Source organism: Sediminibacterium roseum (genome assembly GCF_009939005.1).
Classification (GTDB): domain Bacteria; phylum Bacteroidota; class Bacteroidia; order Chitinophagales; family Chitinophagaceae; genus Sediminibacterium; species Sediminibacterium roseum.
The window spans coordinates 634,517-652,019 of record NZ_JAACJS010000011.1; the positions used below are offsets into that span (position 1 = coordinate 634,517).

A 17,503-nucleotide genomic window follows, 5' to 3' on the forward strand; every position below is an offset into this window, starting at 1 on the left:
GATCGGGATTTGTAACGGCAAAAGGCCGGGCATTGATCCCTGTAAATAAGGAACCAAAAAGTTTCAGGGCTTCAGAATAATTACAGGGAAAACCGTCTTGCGGGCGGTGGGCTGATAACCAGTGCAGGTAAGCATTTCCAGCGGCAGTATACAAACGCCGCGCGCTGAAAAGCTTACGGCAACTGCGTTTGCTGAGAAATATGAATGACATTTTCTGCATGGAAACAATCGGTTTATGGCTGCCAGGCAGAACAGGATCCTGCTTCGCCAAACTAATATCGGGAGATTTTTTGTAATTGCAACCGATTGCATAATATTTTTTTTAAAATAGTTATCTTGATGGCTGCAAAACGACCACCAGAATGTCGCAACAGAAAGAAGTAACCATTTACGATATTGCCCGCCAGCTTGATATTTCAGCCGCAACCGTGAGCCGCGGCTTGAAAAACCACGATTCGGTTAACAAGGCCACCCGCAAGAAAATACAGGACCTCGCCAAAGAACTTGGCTACCGCTCCAACACCTTTGCGAGCAGCCTCCGCAGGAAAAGCACCAATACCATCGGCGTGATCGTGCCCAGGCTCAGCAGTTATTTTATGTCGAACGTGATCGCCGGTATGGAAAACATCGCCAGCGCCGAAGGTTACAACCTGATCATCACCCAATCGCTCGAAACCGTTAAGAAAGAGATCGCCAATGCAGATACCCTGTTCAACAGCCGCGTGGATGGCCTGCTTGTGTCGCTCTCCTTTGAAACGGAGAACATCGACCATTTTGAACCGTTCATCAAGAAGGGCATCCCGCTGATCTTTTTCGACCGCATCAAACAACACAGCCAGTGCATGGGCATTGTGATCGACAATTACAAAGCTGCCTACGACGCCACCAAACACTTGCTGGACAACGGCTACAGGAGGATCATGCACATAGGCGGCAGCACCGTGAGCCATGTATATGCAGAAAGGCTGCGTGGTTACAAACAGGCGCTGCAGGACTACAAGATCGCACCCGATCCTAAACTGGTACTCACCAAGAACATGAGCGAAGAAGCCGGCGTGGAATCGGCCCGTTACATTTTAAAAATGAAACACCTGCCCGATGCCGTCTTCTCGGCCAACGACGCATGCGCTGTATATTGTATGCGCACCCTGAAAAAAGAAGGCATCAGGATACCGGGCGATATTGCATTTGTGGGGTTCAACAACGACCCGATGAGCAAAGTGGTGGAACCCAATCTCACCACGATCAATTACCCTGGGTATGCAATGGGAGAAGCCGCCGCAACACAACTCATCAATCACCTCAACGGCGTAACGAACCTTACCGCCACCAATATTATCATACTGCGATCCGAACTTATTGTACGGGCCTCATCGCCGAAAAAAAGATAAAAAGAGTGATCTTTTTTTCATTTAACCCCTATATTGCAACCGATTGAAATTTTTATGAGCCGGGAAAAAGAGATCACCATCTACGATATTGCCAAACAGCTGGACCTCTCGGCTGCAACGGTGAGCCGTGCGTTGAAAGATCATCCCGCCATCAACAAACACACGAAAAAAAAGATCGCCGACCTGGCCGCCAAGCTCGGTTACCGCACCAATAACTTCGCCAGTAACTTACGCAAGCAAAGAACCAATACCATTGGCGTGATCGTTCACGAATTGAAGAGCCAGTTCATTACCTCTGTATTGGCGGGGATCGAAAAAATAACAACGGAGGCAAACTACGATCTCATCATTGCACACTCCTCCGAAACCTTTACCAAGGAATCAGCGAACGCACTCAACCTTTTTCACAAACGCGTAGACGGGGTGATCGCTTCACTTGCATTTGATACGGAGAACCTGGACCACTTTGAACCCTTTGAAAGAAAGGGCATCCCCGTGATATTCTTCGACCGCGTGTTTGAAGACAAGGAAGGAACCAAAGTGGTGATCAACAACCAGAAAGCAGGTTACGACGCCACCAGGCACCTGATAGAACAAGGCTGCAAGCGTATTGCGCATATTACCGCGAACCTGAAACGTAATGTTTACGCAGAACGTTTGAAAGGCTATCAATTGGCATTGGTAGAAAGCGGGCTGAAATATTCAGATAAGAACGTGATCGTAGACGACCTGAGTGAGGAAGCCAGCATTCTCTCTGCCAAAAAGATCCTCGCCATGCGGCCGATGCCCGATGGCATTTTTATTACAAACGATTTTTGTGCGGCCGTAGTGATCCAGACACTCAAAGAAGCGGGCGTCCGCATTCCGGAAGACATAGCCATTGTTGGTTTTAACAACGATGTGATCAGCAAGATCATCGAACCGAAATTATCAACGATCAATTACCCGGGCATCGAGATCGGCGAGATCGTTGCGCGGAACCTGATCAATCACCTTCAGGGCAATTCAAATATTCATTTGACGAACACGATCATCATCAAGTCGGACCTGATCGTACGGGCATCATCGTTGCGGAAGAAAAAATAACGCGGAGAGAATAAAGGGAACAAATTCAGGTAACAGGTTTAGGGATAACAAGCTTTCAGTATCATTCCATAAAGCAATTTTTCATGCGGAAGAAATGGGTACTTTTTTTATGCGCGGTCCTCTCCCTCGGACATCCGTTCGCGCAGCATTTCATTTCCGGGAAAAGCGGGAATGGAAATTTTCCCATTGCAACCACTGCTACCGCTGCTACCATTGTTGTTGACGACAACGACGCATGGCTCGTGCAGAAAGCCGCGGATCTTTTAAGAACAGATATACAGGCCGTAACCGGCAAAATACCAACAAGGGTAAACAGCATGGCGTTGGCCGGCAGACACCTGATCATCATCGGAACCATCGGCCGTTCAAAGGCGATCGATGCATTGGCGAAGGATAAGAAAATAAACACCGGCCAACTCAAAGGAAAATGGGAAGCTTACCAAATACAGGTTGTGGCCAATCCTTTCCGTGGTGTTGATGATGCGCTGGTGATCGCAGGCAGCGACAAACGCGGCGCTGCCTTTGGTGTTTTTGAATTGGCAAGGCAACTCGGTGTATCGCCCTGGTATTGGTGGGCAGATGTGCCGGCAAAACAAAAGAAAGAAGTATACGCGATAAGGGGAACAAACATTGTTGACAGCCCGATGGTAAAATACCGAGGCATATTCATCAACGACGAAGCGCCTGCATTCACCAATTGGGCGAAGGAAAAATTCGGCGGCGTGAACCATCTTGTATATGAAAAGGTGTTTGAACTGATCCTTCGCAACAAAGCAAACTATTTGTGGCCCGCCATGTGGGGCAAATCGTTCGCAGACGACGACACATTGAGCCCCGTACTTGCCGATCAATATGGTATCGTGATCAGTAACTCGCACCACGAGCCCATGCTGCGCGCGCAGCAGGAATGGAAAAAATATGGCAAGGGGCCATGGAACTACCAGACAAACGATACTGTGCTGAGGGCCTTCTGGAAAAAGGGCATCGAGAACATGGGAACCCATGAAAGCGTGATCAGCATTGGGATGCGCGGTGATGGCGATATGCCCATGACACAGGGCAGCAACATTGCATTGCTCGAAAGAATTGTGGCCGATCAAAGAAAGATCATCGAAGAGGTAACAAAGAAACCGGCGTACGCCACACCACAATCGTGGGCACTGTACAAAGAAGTGCAGGATTACTACGATAAAGGAATGCGTGTTCCCGACGATGTTACGTTGTTGTTGTGCGACGACAACTGGGGCAACATCCGCAAGCTTCCCAGATTAACGGATGCTCCGCGCAAGGGTGGTTATGGCATCTATTATCATTTCGATTATGTAGGCGGGCCGAGAAATTACAAATGGCTCAACACAAATCCATTGCCGCGCGTGTGGGAGCAGATGCACCTGGCTTATGAATATGGCGTGAAAAACATATGGATCGTAAATGTGGGCGATATCAAACCAATGGAACTGCCCATTTCATTTTTTCTTGATTATGCATGGAACCCCGGCCGCATAAACGTAACCGAGATACAGGAATATACAGAGCAATGGGCGGCCGAACAGTTTGGAAACGAACATGCCGTTGAGATCGCCGGTATACTTTCGAAATATGCAAAGTACAATGGCAGAAGAAAACCAGAGCTGCTCGACGCAAACACGTATTCATTGTTCAATTACAACGAGCTCGAACGTGTAACCAGCGAATACAACCAATTGTTTGCAAAGGCAGATGCCATCGCCAAGCTACTCCCCACGCAATACAAAGACGCCTATTTCCAGCTCGTTTTGCATCCTGTTAAGGCCTGCGCAAACCTGCAGAACCTGTATTACCATGTTGCGCAGAACAAACACCTGGCCGCCAATTACGATATCGCAGCGAACAAACATGCAGATGAGGTGAAACGCCTATTTATCGAAGACTCGCTGATCTCCAAAACATACAATACACTCGCCAACGGGAAATGGAACCATATGATGGATCAATCGCATATCGGCTACACAGCATGGTTCGATCCTCCTTTCAACCGGATGCCGGCGGTAAGATACATACCGGCAGATTCAGCCATCGCTAAAACAAGCGTAAGCAGGGATGAGCACGGCGATGCCACATCTGCTCCAACAGGCACTGACTTTATAGAAACCGGAAAAATGCTTTCGATAGACGCGGAACATTTCAGCAAAGCTGTATCCACAAATACAATTCAATGGCAGGTATTACCGGATCTCGGCCGAACGGGCTCGTCCGTTACAACCACGCCCGTTACGGCTCCTGAACAGGTTCCTGGCAACCATGGCGCACACCTTGAATACACGGTTCATTTCTCAGATACCGGCATTGTAAAACTGCATCTGTACTTCTCTCCTTCCCTGAATTTTCACAACAACGAAGGACTGAAATACGCGGTGTCTGTGGATGAAGAAATGCCGCAGATCGTTTCCATCAACAAAGACGATAACAATACCCGTACCTGGGAAGAATGGATGCGCAACAACATCATCACCAAAACAACATCGCACCACATCAAAACACCGGGCACACATACGATCAAATACTGGATGGTAAGCCCGGCAGTTGTGCTCCAAAAAATTGTGGGCGATATGGGGGGCCTTAAACCGAGTTACCTGGGCCCGCCCGAAACAAGACTAACCAACACCAAATAATCACCTATCATAAAAACGATTGCTATGACCTATAAGATCTTGATTGCAACTGCACTGTCAGCTACAGCATTGTTCTCTTCGGCCCAGGAGAAAGGCACTTTGAAAAAGAGGCCCATCTCGCAGCCGCTTGTGAAACACATTTTTACCGCGGATCCATCTGCACATGTATTCAACGGAAAGATCTACATCTATCCTTCACACGATTTTGAAGCCGGCATCAAGGAAGATGACCTTGGCAGCCATTTTGGAATGCGCGACTACCACATCCTTTCCATGGACTCGATCGGCGGAAAAGTGACCGACCACGGTGTTGCCCTCGATATCAAGGATGTTCCGTGGGCCGGCAGGCAAATGTGGGCGCCCGATGCGGCGTATAAAAACGGCACCTATTATTTGTATTTTCCTGTAAAAGACAAATCGGATGTGTTCCGTATCGGTGTTGCCACCAGTAAAAACCCGGCAGGCCCTTTCAAGGCAGAGAAAGAACCCATCAAGGGCAGCTATAGCATTGACCCCGCGGTTTTCAAAGACAAAGACGGAAGTTATTACATGTATTTCGGCGGAATATGGGGCGGGCAACTGCAGCGCTGGGACAATAACAACAAGTACGACGCGAACGCAAAATTGCGGACCGCAAAAGAAGAAGCGATCCTTCCAAGGGTGGCCAAACTCAGCGCAGACATGAAAAGCTTCGCGGAAGCGCCCCGGACAATAAAAATCGTTGATGCAAATGGAAAAACATTCCTGGAAGCAAACAACGACAAACGTTTTTTTGAAGCGTCGTGGATGCACATGTACAAGGGGAAATATTATTTCTCTTACTCTACGGGCGATTCGCATTTCATCAATTACGCGATAGGTACAAGTCCGTACGGGCCTTTTGTATACAAAGGCGTAGTGTTGAACCCGGTAGAAGGATGGACCAACCATCATTCAATTGTAGAGATCAAAGGCAAATGGTATCTTTTTTACCACGATGTACAGCTCTCCGGTAAAACGCATCTGCGCAACGTAAAAGTGGCCGAATTGAAATACAACGCCGACGGAACAATACAAACCATAAACGCATATTATTAATCTCCAGGAAGATCACCCACCAAAATCAAATGCAATGAAGAAATGGATCCTCATCGCGGGAGTTTGTTTAGGCAATACCGCATTCGCACAAAACGAGATCACGCTACAGGCGGACAAAGGAAAAGACATCATCAACAAGAATATCTACGGGCATTTTGCTGAACACCTCGGGCATTGTATATACGGCGGAATGTATGTGGGCGAAGGCAACACGAAGATCCCCAACAAAGACGGTGTGCGCCTTGATGTGATCAATGCATTGAAGAAACTGAAAGTGCCCGTTCTGCGTTGGCCGGGCGGCTGTTTTGCGGATACTTACCACTGGAAGGACGGCATAGGCCCCAAAGACAAACGGCCATCGATGCTCAACGTGTGGTGGGGCAATGTGAAAGAAGACAACAGCTTTGGCACCAATGAATTTCTCAACATGTGCGAGGTACTTGGTGCAGAACCCTATCTCAGCGGCAATGTAGGAAGCGGCACACCGCAGGAGCTGTCTGATTGGGTTAAATACACCATCCATCCGAATGGCAGCAGCCCGATGCCCGAATTGCGCGCACAGAATGGAAGACAAAACCCATGGCACGTGAAATACTGGGGCATCGGCAATGAGGCATGGGGTTGCGGAGGCAACATGAGGCCCGAGTATTATGCAAATATTTACCGTCAATACGTAACGTTCATGACGAATGGCGATCCGAAAGAAAAAATATTCCGCATCGCATCGGGCGCAAGCGACAACGATTACAACTGGACGGAAGTATTGATGCGCGACATACCCCACAACATGCTTGACGCGGTTGGCGTGCACCACTACTCCGTAATCAACTGGAACAAGAAAAGCTCCGCAACCGCTTTCAATGAAGAGGAATATTATACAACCATGCAACGCGCACTCGAAATGGAAACATTGGTAACCAGGCATGCGGCGGTGATGGACAAATATGATCCCAACAAAAAGGTTTCCATTGCCGTAGACGAATGGGGCGGATGGTACGATGTTGAACCAGGTACAAACGGCGCGTTCCTCTTCCAGCAAAATACAATGCGGGATGCGATGATCGCGGGAACATCGCTTAACATCTTCAACAATCATTGCGACCGCGTAAAGATGGCCAACCTTGCACAGATCGTAAACGTGCTGCAGGCCGTGATCCTCACCAACGAAGAAAAAATGCTGCTCACCCCAACCTATCATGTAATGGAAATGTACAACGTGCACCAGGATGCAACAATGCTGCCGTTGACAGTAAAGAGCAACGATTACAAAATGGGAAAAGAAAAACTGAGCGCGATCTCTGCATCTGCATCGAAAGACAAGAACGGTTTAACACACATTTCCCTGGTGAACATTGATGCCAGCAAGGAGCAGGACATAACCATCAACGTAAGCGGCGCAAATTATTCGGCGGTTTCGGGGAGGATACTGGCATCCGACAAATTACAGAACTACAACAGTTTTGAGAACCCTGAAAAAATAAAGCCAATGCCATTCAACGGTGCAACGCTCAGCGGAACTACATTGAAATTAAAACTGCCGCCGTTCTCTGTTGTGGTACTGGAAGTAAAATAAAAATGTTGTGTACATCCGGTCAACCAAAAACGATTCATTCATAAATACCAACAAAATGCAAAATCGCTCACTACCCTACACATTCAGGAAATGGTTTTGCATTTTGTTGTTGTTCGTTCCGTTTGCATCAAACGCGCAGTTGCAGCCCACAGGTATTTTTGATCATCACGAAGACATCGGCGATCCGAAGATCAAAGGCAGCATTGTTTACAACAAAGAGGACCAATCCTATACAATGAGCGGCGCAGGAAAAAACATGTGGGCAACCGCGGACCAGTTTCATTTTGCATGGAAAAAAATAAAGGGCGACTTCATTATCAAGGCCACGGTACGTTTTATCGGCAAAGGAACGGTTGACCACAGGAAGATCGGCATCATCGCTCGCGACCAGCTTACTACCGGTTCGCGTTATGCAGACGCATGCGTTCATGGAGATGTGCTCACTTCGCTTCAGTACCGCGAAAAAGAAAGTGATACAACCGGGCAGGTTATTGTTTCATCCTATCATCCAACAGAAATAGAACTGGAACGCTCGGGCGATACCTTTACATTTTCTGCGGCAACGTTTGGAGAAACATACAAATCGGTATCCAGGAAGATCAAATTGAACGATGAAGTATATGCCGGCCTGTTCATCTGTTCACACGATGAGAACGTGGTTGAAAAAGCAGTGTTCACCAATGTCCGCATCATCATTCCCGCGGCAAAAGACTTCAGGCCCTATCGTGATTACATTGGCAGTCATATAGAAGTGATGGATGTATCAACGGGTCTCAGCAAAATCCTCCACAGTGCACCCAATTCTTTACAGGCGCCCAACTGGACACCAGACAACAAATACCTGGTGTACAATGCCGACGGCTCTATGTTCCGGTACGAATTGGCGAGCGGCAACACCAGCAAACTGAACACGGGTTTTGCAACGCAGAACAACAACGACCATGTTTTGTCGTTTGACGGAAAAACACTTGGCATCAGTCATTATGTTGGCGCCGGCCGTATTTCAACCATTTATACATTGCCTGTTACCGGCTCAGACAACCCGGTCAAGATCACGTCAGAGGATTCGGGACACTCCTATTTCCATGGATTTTCGCCAGACGGAAAGAAGATGCTCTTTACAGGCTACCGAAACAAGGAATGGAACATCTGGAGCATCGATGTCAATACAAAAAAAGAAACACAACTCACCGAGGCGCCGCCGCTGAACGATGGCGCTGAATACACACCCGACGGCAAATACATCTACTTCAATTCTGCAAGAACGGGAACGATGAAGATCTGGAGAATGAAAGCAGATGGCAGTGAAGAACAACAGGTAACGTTTGATGAATACAACGACTGGTTCCCGCATATCTCACCCGATGGAAAATGGATCGTGTACGAATCTTTTCCCAAGGAAATTGATCCGTTGACGCACCCGTTCTACAAACGCATTTACCTGCGTTTGATGCCGGTAGCCGGCGGCGTTCCTAAAACCATTGGTTATGTGTATGGCGGGCAGGGCAGCATCAACGTACCGAGCTGGTCGCCCGATAGCCGGAAGATCGCGTTTGTGAGTAATTCAAAATTATAGTTACAGATCATTACCTATTCAATTCAAAGTAAAATGAAAAACATTCTTGTTTCTTTTTCGTTGCTGTTCTGCACGGCACTTAACGCACAGCAGAACAAACCGGAGTTTCCCTTTCAGAATACGGCGCTCAGCTTTGAGCAGCGTGTAAACGATCTTGTGAGCCGTCTGACACTCGAAGAAAAAGTGGCGCAAATGCTGAATGCAACGCCGGCGATCAAACGATTCAACATTCCCGCATACGATTGGTGGAACGAAGTACTGCACGGTGTTGCGCGTACACAATACAAGGTAACCGTGTATCCGCAGGCGATCGGTATGGCCGCAACATTCGATACGAATTCACTGAAAACGATGGCCGATTACTCGGCGATCGAAGGTCGTGCGATCTTTAACGAGAACACAAAACAAAACAAAGCAGGATCAAGGTATACAGGGCTCACCTACTGGACGCCCAACATTAATATATTTCGCGACCCGCGTTGGGGCCGTGGACAGGAAACCTACGGTGAGGACCCCTTCCTGACAGCGATGCTGGGAAAATCTTTTGTAAATGGTTTACAGGGCAACGACCCGAAATACCTGAAAGCCGCAGCATGCGCAAAACACTATGCGGTGCACAGCGGCCCCGAGCCATCAAGGCATTCGTTCAATGCTGTTACAAGCGATTACGACCTTTGGAACACGTACCTGCCAGCATTCAAAGAGCTCGTTGTAAATGCAAAAGTGGCGGGCGTAATGTGTGCATACAATGCCTTTAAAACACAACCCTGCTGCGGAAGCGATGAGCTGATGACGCACATCCTCCGCGATCAATGGCAATTCACAGGCTATGTTACTTCTGATTGCGGGGCGATCGATGACTTCTACCGCTTTCACAAAACGCACGCCGATGCCGTGAGCGCGGCCACCGATGCGGTTTTACACGGAACCGATATAGACTGCGGCAACCAATCGTACAAAGCATTGGTGGATGCGGTGAAGCAGGGAAAGATCAGTGAAAAACAACTTGATGTTTCGCTGAGAAGACTGTTCATGATCCGCTTCCGTCTTGGTATGTTCGATCCCCCATCCATGGTTAAATATGCGAACACACCAACATCGGAACTGGAGAGCCCGGCGCATGCGGCGCACGCACTTAAAATGGCGAGGCAATCGATCGTTCTTTTGAAAAACGAGAACCATACTTTACCACTCCGTAAAAATCTAAAAAAGATCGTGGTGCTTGGGCCGAATGCAGACAATGGCATAGCGATACTGGGCAACTACAACGGAACGCCTTCCAGGCTGGTAACGGTTTTACAAGGCATCAAAGACAAAGCAGGGAGCAATACAGAAGTGGTATACGAAAAAGCGATCCAGTTCACCAACGATACCTTGCTGGTATATTCGGATGTGAGCAGCCAGTATTCGATCGACGGAAAAAAAGGCGTTAAGGCCGAATACTTCAACAACAAAGAACTGGCCGGTGACCCCTTGTTCACGCGTACCGAAAGCGATATCGACCATTTCTGGCAGGAAGGGGAAGCGGTTACCGACCAGATGAAAGCATTGAATTTTACCGCGCGTTATACCACGGACTATACAGCGCCAACTACCGGCGATCTTACATTTGAAATGGATGCAGACGATGGCTACCGCCTGCTGATCGATGGCAACGAAGTGATCAATGCATGGCAACGCAACCGCTTCGGCGCGCGCTCGCACAAGCTGCAGATCGAAAAAGGAAAAAAATACCGCATCGTTGTAGAATACCTGCAAACGGAAGGAAAAGCGAACGTGAGACTGCGCGCGGGCAACTTTATCAAATCAGATTTTGCCGCGTTGACCAACCGGATCAAAGATGCGGATGTGATCGTTTATGCAGGAGGTATCTCTCCTCAACTCGAAGGAGAAGAGATGCGTGTGAACTACCCGGGCTTCAATGGCGGCGACCGGACAACGATCGCATTACCCGCTGTGCAGACCGAGTTGATGAAAGCATTAAAAACAACCGGTAAACCCATCGTGTTTGTAATGCTCACCGGTAGCGCGATAGCCATCCCTTGGGAGAACGAGAACATCCCGGCGATCGTGAATGCTTGGTATGGCGGACAATCTGCCGGCACTGCGATTGCGGATGTTTTGTTTGGCGATTACAATCCGGCGGGCCGTTTGCCGGTAACTTTTTACAAAAGCGATAACGACCTTCCTTCGTTCGAGGAATACTCGATGAACAACAGGACCTACCGTTATTTCAAAGGCGAACCCCTCTATCCTTTTGGTTATGGACTTAGCTATACAAATTTCACCTACAGCGATCTCAGAACAGCTGCAACACTTTCACCAGGCAAAAACGTAACGGTGAGTGCAAGGGTAACCAATTCAGGCGCCAAAGATGGTGAAGAAGTGGTACAACTGTATGTGGCCCCGAAAAACGAGCCGCAACTGGTAAGAGCGTTAAAAGGTTTCAAACGCATTGCACTTAAGGCAGGCGAAAGCAAAGTGGTATCATTCACCCTGACACCGCAGGACCTTTCAACGATGAGTACAAGCGGGAAAACGATACCGATGTCTGGCAAAATAACGATCAGCATCGGCGGCGGACAGCCTGATCTAAAGATCAAAACAAGTTCAGGTGTTGTGCGGAAAGACCTGCTGGTATCAAAATAACCTCAAAACAATTTCGCCATGAAAAAAATAATGTTGTTGCTGATAGCCGTTACTGCGCTGCATGTTGTGTTGCCCGCGCAGAATTTCCCCGCAGTTAACATCCCAGGATCGGAGGTGCGTAAGATCACTTCCAAAAACGTGCAAGGGCAGGAATACGAATTACATGTGCTGTTACCGGGCGATCACAAAACAGGCAATAAAAAATATCCTGTTCTCTACCTGATGGATTCGCAATGGGATTTCCCGCTGGCAAAATCATTGTATGGGCAGCATTATTTTGATGGCTTTATTCCCGAACTGATCATTGTAGGCGTTACCTGGGGCGGCAATCACCCCAACCCGGATAGTCTTCGTGCAAGGGATTACACACCTACAAACGAAAAGCGTTTGCCACAGAGCGGCGGCGCCGATCAATTTCTTTCGTTCCTGAAAAATGAATTGTTCCCGTTCATCGAAGCAAACTATAAGGCCGACCCCAGGGAACGCATATTAATGGGTTGCTCGCTGGGCGGATTGTTTACCATGTATACACTGTTTACACACCCGGATATGTTTACAGGTTATATAGCAGCAAGTCCGGCTTATGGATGGGACAACGAGGTTTTGTACAAGTACGAAAAACAATATTCCGAAAGCAACCCCACGCTTCCCGCAAGGTTGTACATGACGATGGGTGAGGTGGAAAGAGGTTTACCGGGTTTTGAAAAATTTGCCAAACATCTTTCAGACAGGAAATACAAAAACCTTGCTATCCGCTCCAAAGTACTTGAGAACACTGGGCACTCCGGAACAAAGACCGAAGGTTTCGGCCGCGGGATGCAGTATGTTTTTGAACGGCCGGAATTGAAACTGGACCAGTCCGTTTTAAACAGGTACGCAGGCACTTACAAAATAGGAACGGCAGATGTGGCATTTAAAGTAGAGAATGGAACACTGGTGTTCTATCCCAATCCAGGTAACCGGTATGTTTTGTTTGCGGCCAGTGAATCTGATTACTATGCAAAGAGCGAGTTCCTGAAAATACATTTCAACAGCAACACAGAATCAGTAATAAGAAGATATGGCAGAACAGACACCGGTATAAAACAATAACAGGTAACAGCTCCGAAACGGGGCTGCATTTTCTGATCAATTTATTTTATGAAAAAATACTTTATTTTTTTGCTGATCCCCGTGATGGCGGGTTGCCAGGAAAAATCCGCCAAAAAAAAATATCCTGTTACCGGGTCTGTTGAAAGGATCGATCCGGCATTGGACCAGATCATCATGCCCGGTGCCAAGCCAGAGATCATCGCGGAGGGTTTCGACTGGACAGAAGGGCCGTTGTGGATCGAGAAATACAAAATGTTGCTCTTTTCCGATGTTCCAAAAAATACGATCTATAAATGGACAGAGGCCAAAGGCAAAGAAGTTTACCTCACTCCTTCCGGTTACACCGATACGGCCAAACGTGGTGGCGAAACAGGATCGAATGGATTGACGCTCGATAACAATGGGCACCTCATCCTCACGCAGTGCGGCAACAGGCAGATCGCAAGAATGGATGCAGCGATCGACCGGCCGGCTCCAAAATTTATTTCGATCGCCAACAACTACAAAGGAAAAAAATTCAACAGTCCCAATGATGTGATCGTTAACAGCAAAGGCGAATATTTTTTTACCGATCCTCCTTATGGACTGGAAAAATACATGAGCGACCCAAAAAAAGAACTACCCTACCAGGGTGTTTTTAAAGTAAAAACAAATGGTGAGGTTGTATTGCTTACGGATACCATCACCCGCCCCAATGGCATCCTGCTGTTGCCCGGTGAAAAAACATTACTCATCGCGAATTCCGATGGGCAAAAAGCAAACTGGTATGCCTATGATCTTGTTGGCGACCGCCTTACCAATCCAAGAATCTACTACACTGCAATGGGCAGCGATAGAAAATTAAAAGGCGGCCCGGATGGAATGAAAGTAGATTCAAAAGGAAACTTGTTTGCAAGCGGGCCGGGAGGCATCTGGGTTTTCGACCCTTCGGGAAAACTGGTTGGCAAGATCAGCGTTCCCGAGGCCGCATCCAATTGCGCTTTGTCTGGCGATGAGAAAACATTGTACATCACCAACGACATGTATGTTCTTCGTTTAACCATGAGAAAATAAAACTGTAACCATACCATGAAACTGTATAAAACCACGCAGGGCATCGTTATCGACAAAGACGGGACCTGTTACCTGCTTAAAGAAAACAATTGGGATGCATTCATCAACGACGATTCGTTGCACCAGAAAATGCAAAGGCTCACCACTACATTAACGCCAACGGGCAAACCCGTGCCCGTTGATGAGATCCTCGCACCGATCGGCAACCAGGAATTATGGGCATGTGGCGTGACTTACCTGCGAAGCAAAGTAGGGAGACAGGAAGAATCAAAAGCATCGGGCGGCAGCGATTTTTATGCAAAGGTGTATGAAGCGGATCGCCCGGAAGTATTTTTCAAATCAACACCGCACCGCGTAGTGGGCAATGGCGGCAAGGTGAACATCCGCAAGGATTCTACATGGGACGTGCCGGAACCGGAACTGACATTGGTGGCAAGTTCATCCGGAAAAATTGTGGGTTATACCATCGGTAACGACATGAGCAGCCGGAGCATCGAAGGAGAAAATCCATTGTACCTGCCGCAGGCAAAAACATACGATGCATGTGCAGCGGTTGGCCCTTGTATTTATGTAACGGAAACGCCCATCGCAGGCGATACGAAGATCCATCTCAGCATTGCAAGAAACAATGCGGTTGTTTTTGAAGGAACAGTTGCGCTCGACCAGATGAAACGAAAACCCGAAGAACTGGTATCTTTTGTGTTCCGTGAATGTTCTTTCCCCAACGGTTGTTTGATCATGACAGGAACAGGCATTGTTCCGGGCAGCGATTTTACACTGGTATCGGGTGATGAGATCAGTATCACGATCGATCATATCGGGACATTGGTGAATACCGTCCGCTAGGATTCAACTTCTGAAAAATTTAAACCGGCTTACAAATGACATTTCTCATCATACTCTTCGCAATTGCGTTACAGGTTTTTTTGACAGTGAAAAAGTTGAGCCCTTTCCTGTCGCTGTTGATCGTTGCGATCGTATGCGGCCTGTTATTGGGGATGCAACCTGAGGCCCTGCTCGCATCCATCGAAAAGGGCGTGGGCAGCACACTCGGCGGCCTGGCACTGATACTTTGTCTCGGCGCCATCCTCGGAAAAATATTGGAAGTAAGCGGGGCGGCAGAGCAGATCTCATCAACACTGATCAATTCGTTCGGTGAAAAAAACATCCAGTGGGCGGTATTGCTAACGGGTTTTTTGATCGGCATCCCTTTGTACTACAATGCAGGTTTTGTGATACTGGTGCCGCTCGTTTTCTCTATTGCAAAACGAACCGGTTTACCGCTGTTATACATTGCTATCCCAATGGCAGCCTCGCTTTCAACAACGCATTGTTTCCTGCCGCCGCATCCCGGCCCTGTTGTACTTGTAAATGCATTTCATGCAGACATGGGAAAAACACTGGTGTATGGCATCATCATTGCCATTCCATCCGTGATTTTCGCGGGCCCATTTTTAGGAAGAATGCTGAAACGGGTTAAAGTAGATACATCGGGGTTGTTTGGTGATACACAACTTACGCCATCGTCGAAATTACCATCTTCGTTCGCAAGTTTTTCCATTGCACTGCTTCCGGTTTTGCTCATTACCATCTCAGTGGTTACGAATATCCTGCTGCCCAAAGAGAACATCATCCGCAAGATCGCATTCTTTACAGGGGATTCAACCATCGCTTTGCTGATCGCTGTTTTTGCCGCTGTTTATTTTTTTGGAATGAAAGCAGGAAAGGCAATGCCGGAGATCATGACATGGGTAACCGGCGCCATATCAGGTATTGCGATGATCCTGCTCACCATTACGGCCGGCGGTGTTTTTAAACAGGTGCTGATCGACAGCGGCACGGGAAGTTATATTTCATCCTTCAGTACAAAACTGCAGATGCCGCCTTTGTTGTTTGCATGGATCATTACCGCATTGCTTCGCGTAACGCTGGGATCCGCTACTGTAGCGGGTTTGACGGCAGCCGGTATCGTTGCGCCACTGGTAGTGGCCGGAACCGTTTCGCCGGAGTTAATGGTGTTGGCCGTCGGCGCGGGAAGTGTGTTCGGCTCGCATATCAACGATTCCGGTTTCTGGATGTATAAGGAATTCTTCAAGCTGTCGCTTAAACAAACTTTCCTCTCGTGGACCGTGATGGAAACCATGATCTCCATCCTGGGCCTTGCCGGTGTTTTGCTGCTTCACCTATTTATCCAATAAAAATTACGCATATGGTCAACAGAATTTTATCCTCATTGCTTTTTGTACTGGTGGTGTGTCTTTTTTTCTACGGCAGATCTGCATCTGCTGTCCATTCCACTGCCCTTGTTTACGAAACAGACAGCAGCAAAGGATTGAAAGATCATTTCAAAAAATATTTTACCATGGGAGTGGCGGTGTCTCCGCGGTCCTTGAAAACAGATGAGGCAGGTTTGATCCTGAAACATTTCTCAAGCATAACGCCGGAGAATGCGATGAAGATGGGGCCGATACATCCGAAAGAAAACGAATACTTCTGGCGCGATGCCGATTCGATCGTTGCATTTGCGGAAGCCAACCATCTCAAGATCCGTGGCCATAATTTGTGCTGGCACAACCAGGCGCCGCGCTGGATCTTTACGAATGCCGCAGGCGATACGGTTTCAAAAGAGATCTTGTTGCAGCGGCTGAAAGAACACATCACAACCGTTGTAAACCGGTACAAAGGAAAGATATATGCATGGGACGTAGTGAACGAAGCGATTTCAGACAAACCCGGCGAATACCTCCGCAACTCGCCGTGGTACCGCATCTGCGGCGAAGAATTCATTGCAAAAGCGTTTGAATATGCGCATGCGGCGGATCCGGAGGCGTTGCTGTTTTACAACGATTACAACGAGATCGATCCTGTTAAGCGGGAAAAAATTTTCAGGCTCGTAAAAAGCCTGAAAGATGCCGGCGTTCCCATCCATGGAGTTGGCCTGCAAGGGCATTGGGCCGTGAACGAACCATCGGAAGAAGAACTGGTTACCACGATCAAAACATTTGCAGCATTAAAACTGAAGGTCCAGGTTACGGAGCTCGATATTTCCGTTTACCCCAAAGAGCACAGTGCCAGGGAAAGAAAGGCCGAAGATGTTAATACCGAATTTACCGCCGAAAAAGAAAATGCACAGGTAGAAATGTACAAACGCTGTTTCCGCGTTTTTGAAAAATACAGGAACGTGGTTACAGGCATCACGTTCTGGAATATTTCTGACAGGAGCAGCTGGCTCGACAACTTCCCGGTGCGCGGTAGAAAAGACTACCCGCTCCTGTTCGACAAAAACCTGCAACCCAAGAAAGCATTCTGGGAAGTGGTGGGAACGTTGAAATAAACACAGCAGGTTCACGGGTAT

The 17,503-nt window shown here is 47.9% G+C and carries 12 protein-coding genes; all 12 read left to right on the forward strand.

Annotation, left to right across the window (positions count from 1 at the left end):
* Positions 1-362: 362 nt before the first annotated feature.
* The 12 genes from GWC95_RS08005 (at position 363) to GWC95_RS08060 (ending at position 17,482) form a co-directional block, all read left to right on the forward strand.
* Positions 363-1,391, forward strand: coding sequence for a LacI family DNA-binding transcriptional regulator (locus GWC95_RS08005; RefSeq protein ID WP_161818166.1), 1,029 nt, complete (start codon positions 363-365; stop codon positions 1,389-1,391).
* Positions 1,392-1,445: 54 nt separating this feature from the next.
* On the forward strand, positions 1,446-2,477 hold the full coding sequence (locus GWC95_RS08010) for a LacI family DNA-binding transcriptional regulator (RefSeq protein WP_161818167.1): 1,032 nt from the start codon (positions 1,446-1,448) through the stop codon (positions 2,475-2,477).
* A gap of 83 nt (positions 2,478-2,560) precedes the next feature.
* Positions 2,561-5,128, forward strand: a complete 2,568-nt coding sequence (locus tag GWC95_RS08015; protein WP_161818168.1) for a glycosyl hydrolase 115 family protein — start codon at positions 2,561-2,563, stop codon at positions 5,126-5,128.
* Positions 5,129-5,152: 24 nt separating this feature from the next.
* Complete coding sequence (locus GWC95_RS08020; protein WP_161818169.1) at positions 5,153-6,205, forward strand: glycoside hydrolase family 43 protein; 1,053 nt, start codon at positions 5,153-5,155, stop codon at positions 6,203-6,205.
* 34 nt (positions 6,206-6,239) lie between these two features.
* Complete coding sequence (locus GWC95_RS08025; protein WP_161818170.1) at positions 6,240-7,778, forward strand: alpha-N-arabinofuranosidase; 1,539 nt, start codon at positions 6,240-6,242, stop codon at positions 7,776-7,778.
* Positions 7,779-7,833: 55 nt separating this feature from the next.
* Complete coding sequence (locus tag GWC95_RS08030; RefSeq protein WP_161818171.1) at positions 7,834-9,354, forward strand: TolB family protein; 1,521 nt, start codon at positions 7,834-7,836, stop codon at positions 9,352-9,354.
* Between the two features lie 33 nt (positions 9,355-9,387).
* Positions 9,388-12,003, forward strand: a complete 2,616-nt coding sequence (locus GWC95_RS08035) for a glycoside hydrolase family 3 C-terminal domain-containing protein (RefSeq protein WP_161818172.1) — start codon at positions 9,388-9,390, stop codon at positions 12,001-12,003.
* An 18-nt stretch (positions 12,004-12,021) separates the two neighbouring features.
* Complete coding sequence (locus tag GWC95_RS08040; protein WP_161818173.1) at positions 12,022-13,095, forward strand: alpha/beta hydrolase; 1,074 nt, start codon at positions 12,022-12,024, stop codon at positions 13,093-13,095.
* Between the two features lie 48 nt (positions 13,096-13,143).
* A complete protein-coding gene (locus tag GWC95_RS08045; RefSeq protein ID WP_202630237.1) occupies positions 13,144-14,148 on the forward strand; it encodes an SMP-30/gluconolactonase/LRE family protein in 1,005 nt (334 codons plus the stop codon).
* A gap of 15 nt (positions 14,149-14,163) precedes the next feature.
* The gene (locus GWC95_RS08050) at positions 14,164-14,994 is read left to right on the forward strand and encodes a fumarylacetoacetate hydrolase family protein (protein ID WP_161818174.1); all 831 of its coding nucleotides are present in this window, start codon (positions 14,164-14,166) and stop codon (positions 14,992-14,994) included.
* A 35-nt stretch (positions 14,995-15,029) separates the two neighbouring features.
* Positions 15,030-16,346, forward strand: coding sequence for a gluconate:H+ symporter (locus tag GWC95_RS08055; RefSeq protein WP_161818175.1), 1,317 nt, complete (start codon positions 15,030-15,032; stop codon positions 16,344-16,346).
* Between the two features lie 11 nt (positions 16,347-16,357).
* The gene (locus tag GWC95_RS08060) at positions 16,358-17,482 is read left to right on the forward strand and encodes an endo-1,4-beta-xylanase (protein ID WP_161818176.1); all 1,125 of its coding nucleotides are present in this window, start codon (positions 16,358-16,360) and stop codon (positions 17,480-17,482) included.
* Positions 17,483-17,503 lie beyond the last annotated feature (21 nt).

What these genes read in the sequence shown, in the direction of transcription:
- GWC95_RS08010 (WP_161818167.1), top strand. Translation starts at nt 1,446, where the DNA reads ATGAGCCGGGAAAAAGAGATCACCATCTACGATATTGCCAAACAGCTG.
- GWC95_RS08050 (WP_161818174.1), top strand. Translation starts at nt 14,164, where the DNA reads ATGAAACTGTATAAAACCACGCAGGGCATCGTTATCGACAAAGACGGG.
- GWC95_RS08035 (WP_161818172.1), top strand. Translation starts at nt 9,388, where the DNA reads ATGAAAAACATTCTTGTTTCTTTTTCGTTGCTGTTCTGCACGGCACTT.
- GWC95_RS08040 (WP_161818173.1), top strand. Translation starts at nt 12,022, where the DNA reads ATGAAAAAAATAATGTTGTTGCTGATAGCCGTTACTGCGCTGCATGTT.
- GWC95_RS08045 (WP_202630237.1), top strand. Translation starts at nt 13,144, where the DNA reads ATGAAAAAATACTTTATTTTTTTGCTGATCCCCGTGATGGCGGGTTGC.
- GWC95_RS08025 (WP_161818170.1), top strand. Translation starts at nt 6,240, where the DNA reads ATGAAGAAATGGATCCTCATCGCGGGAGTTTGTTTAGGCAATACCGCA.
- GWC95_RS08055 (WP_161818175.1), top strand. Translation starts at nt 15,030, where the DNA reads ATGACATTTCTCATCATACTCTTCGCAATTGCGTTACAGGTTTTTTTG.
- GWC95_RS08030 (WP_161818171.1), top strand. Translation starts at nt 7,834, where the DNA reads ATGCAAAATCGCTCACTACCCTACACATTCAGGAAATGGTTTTGCATT.
- GWC95_RS08020 (WP_161818169.1), top strand. Translation starts at nt 5,153, where the DNA reads ATGACCTATAAGATCTTGATTGCAACTGCACTGTCAGCTACAGCATTG.
- GWC95_RS08060 (WP_161818176.1), top strand. Translation starts at nt 16,358, where the DNA reads ATGGTCAACAGAATTTTATCCTCATTGCTTTTTGTACTGGTGGTGTGT.
- GWC95_RS08015 (WP_161818168.1), top strand. Translation starts at nt 2,561, where the DNA reads ATGCGGAAGAAATGGGTACTTTTTTTATGCGCGGTCCTCTCCCTCGGA.
- GWC95_RS08005 (WP_161818166.1), top strand. Translation starts at nt 363, where the DNA reads ATGTCGCAACAGAAAGAAGTAACCATTTACGATATTGCCCGCCAGCTT.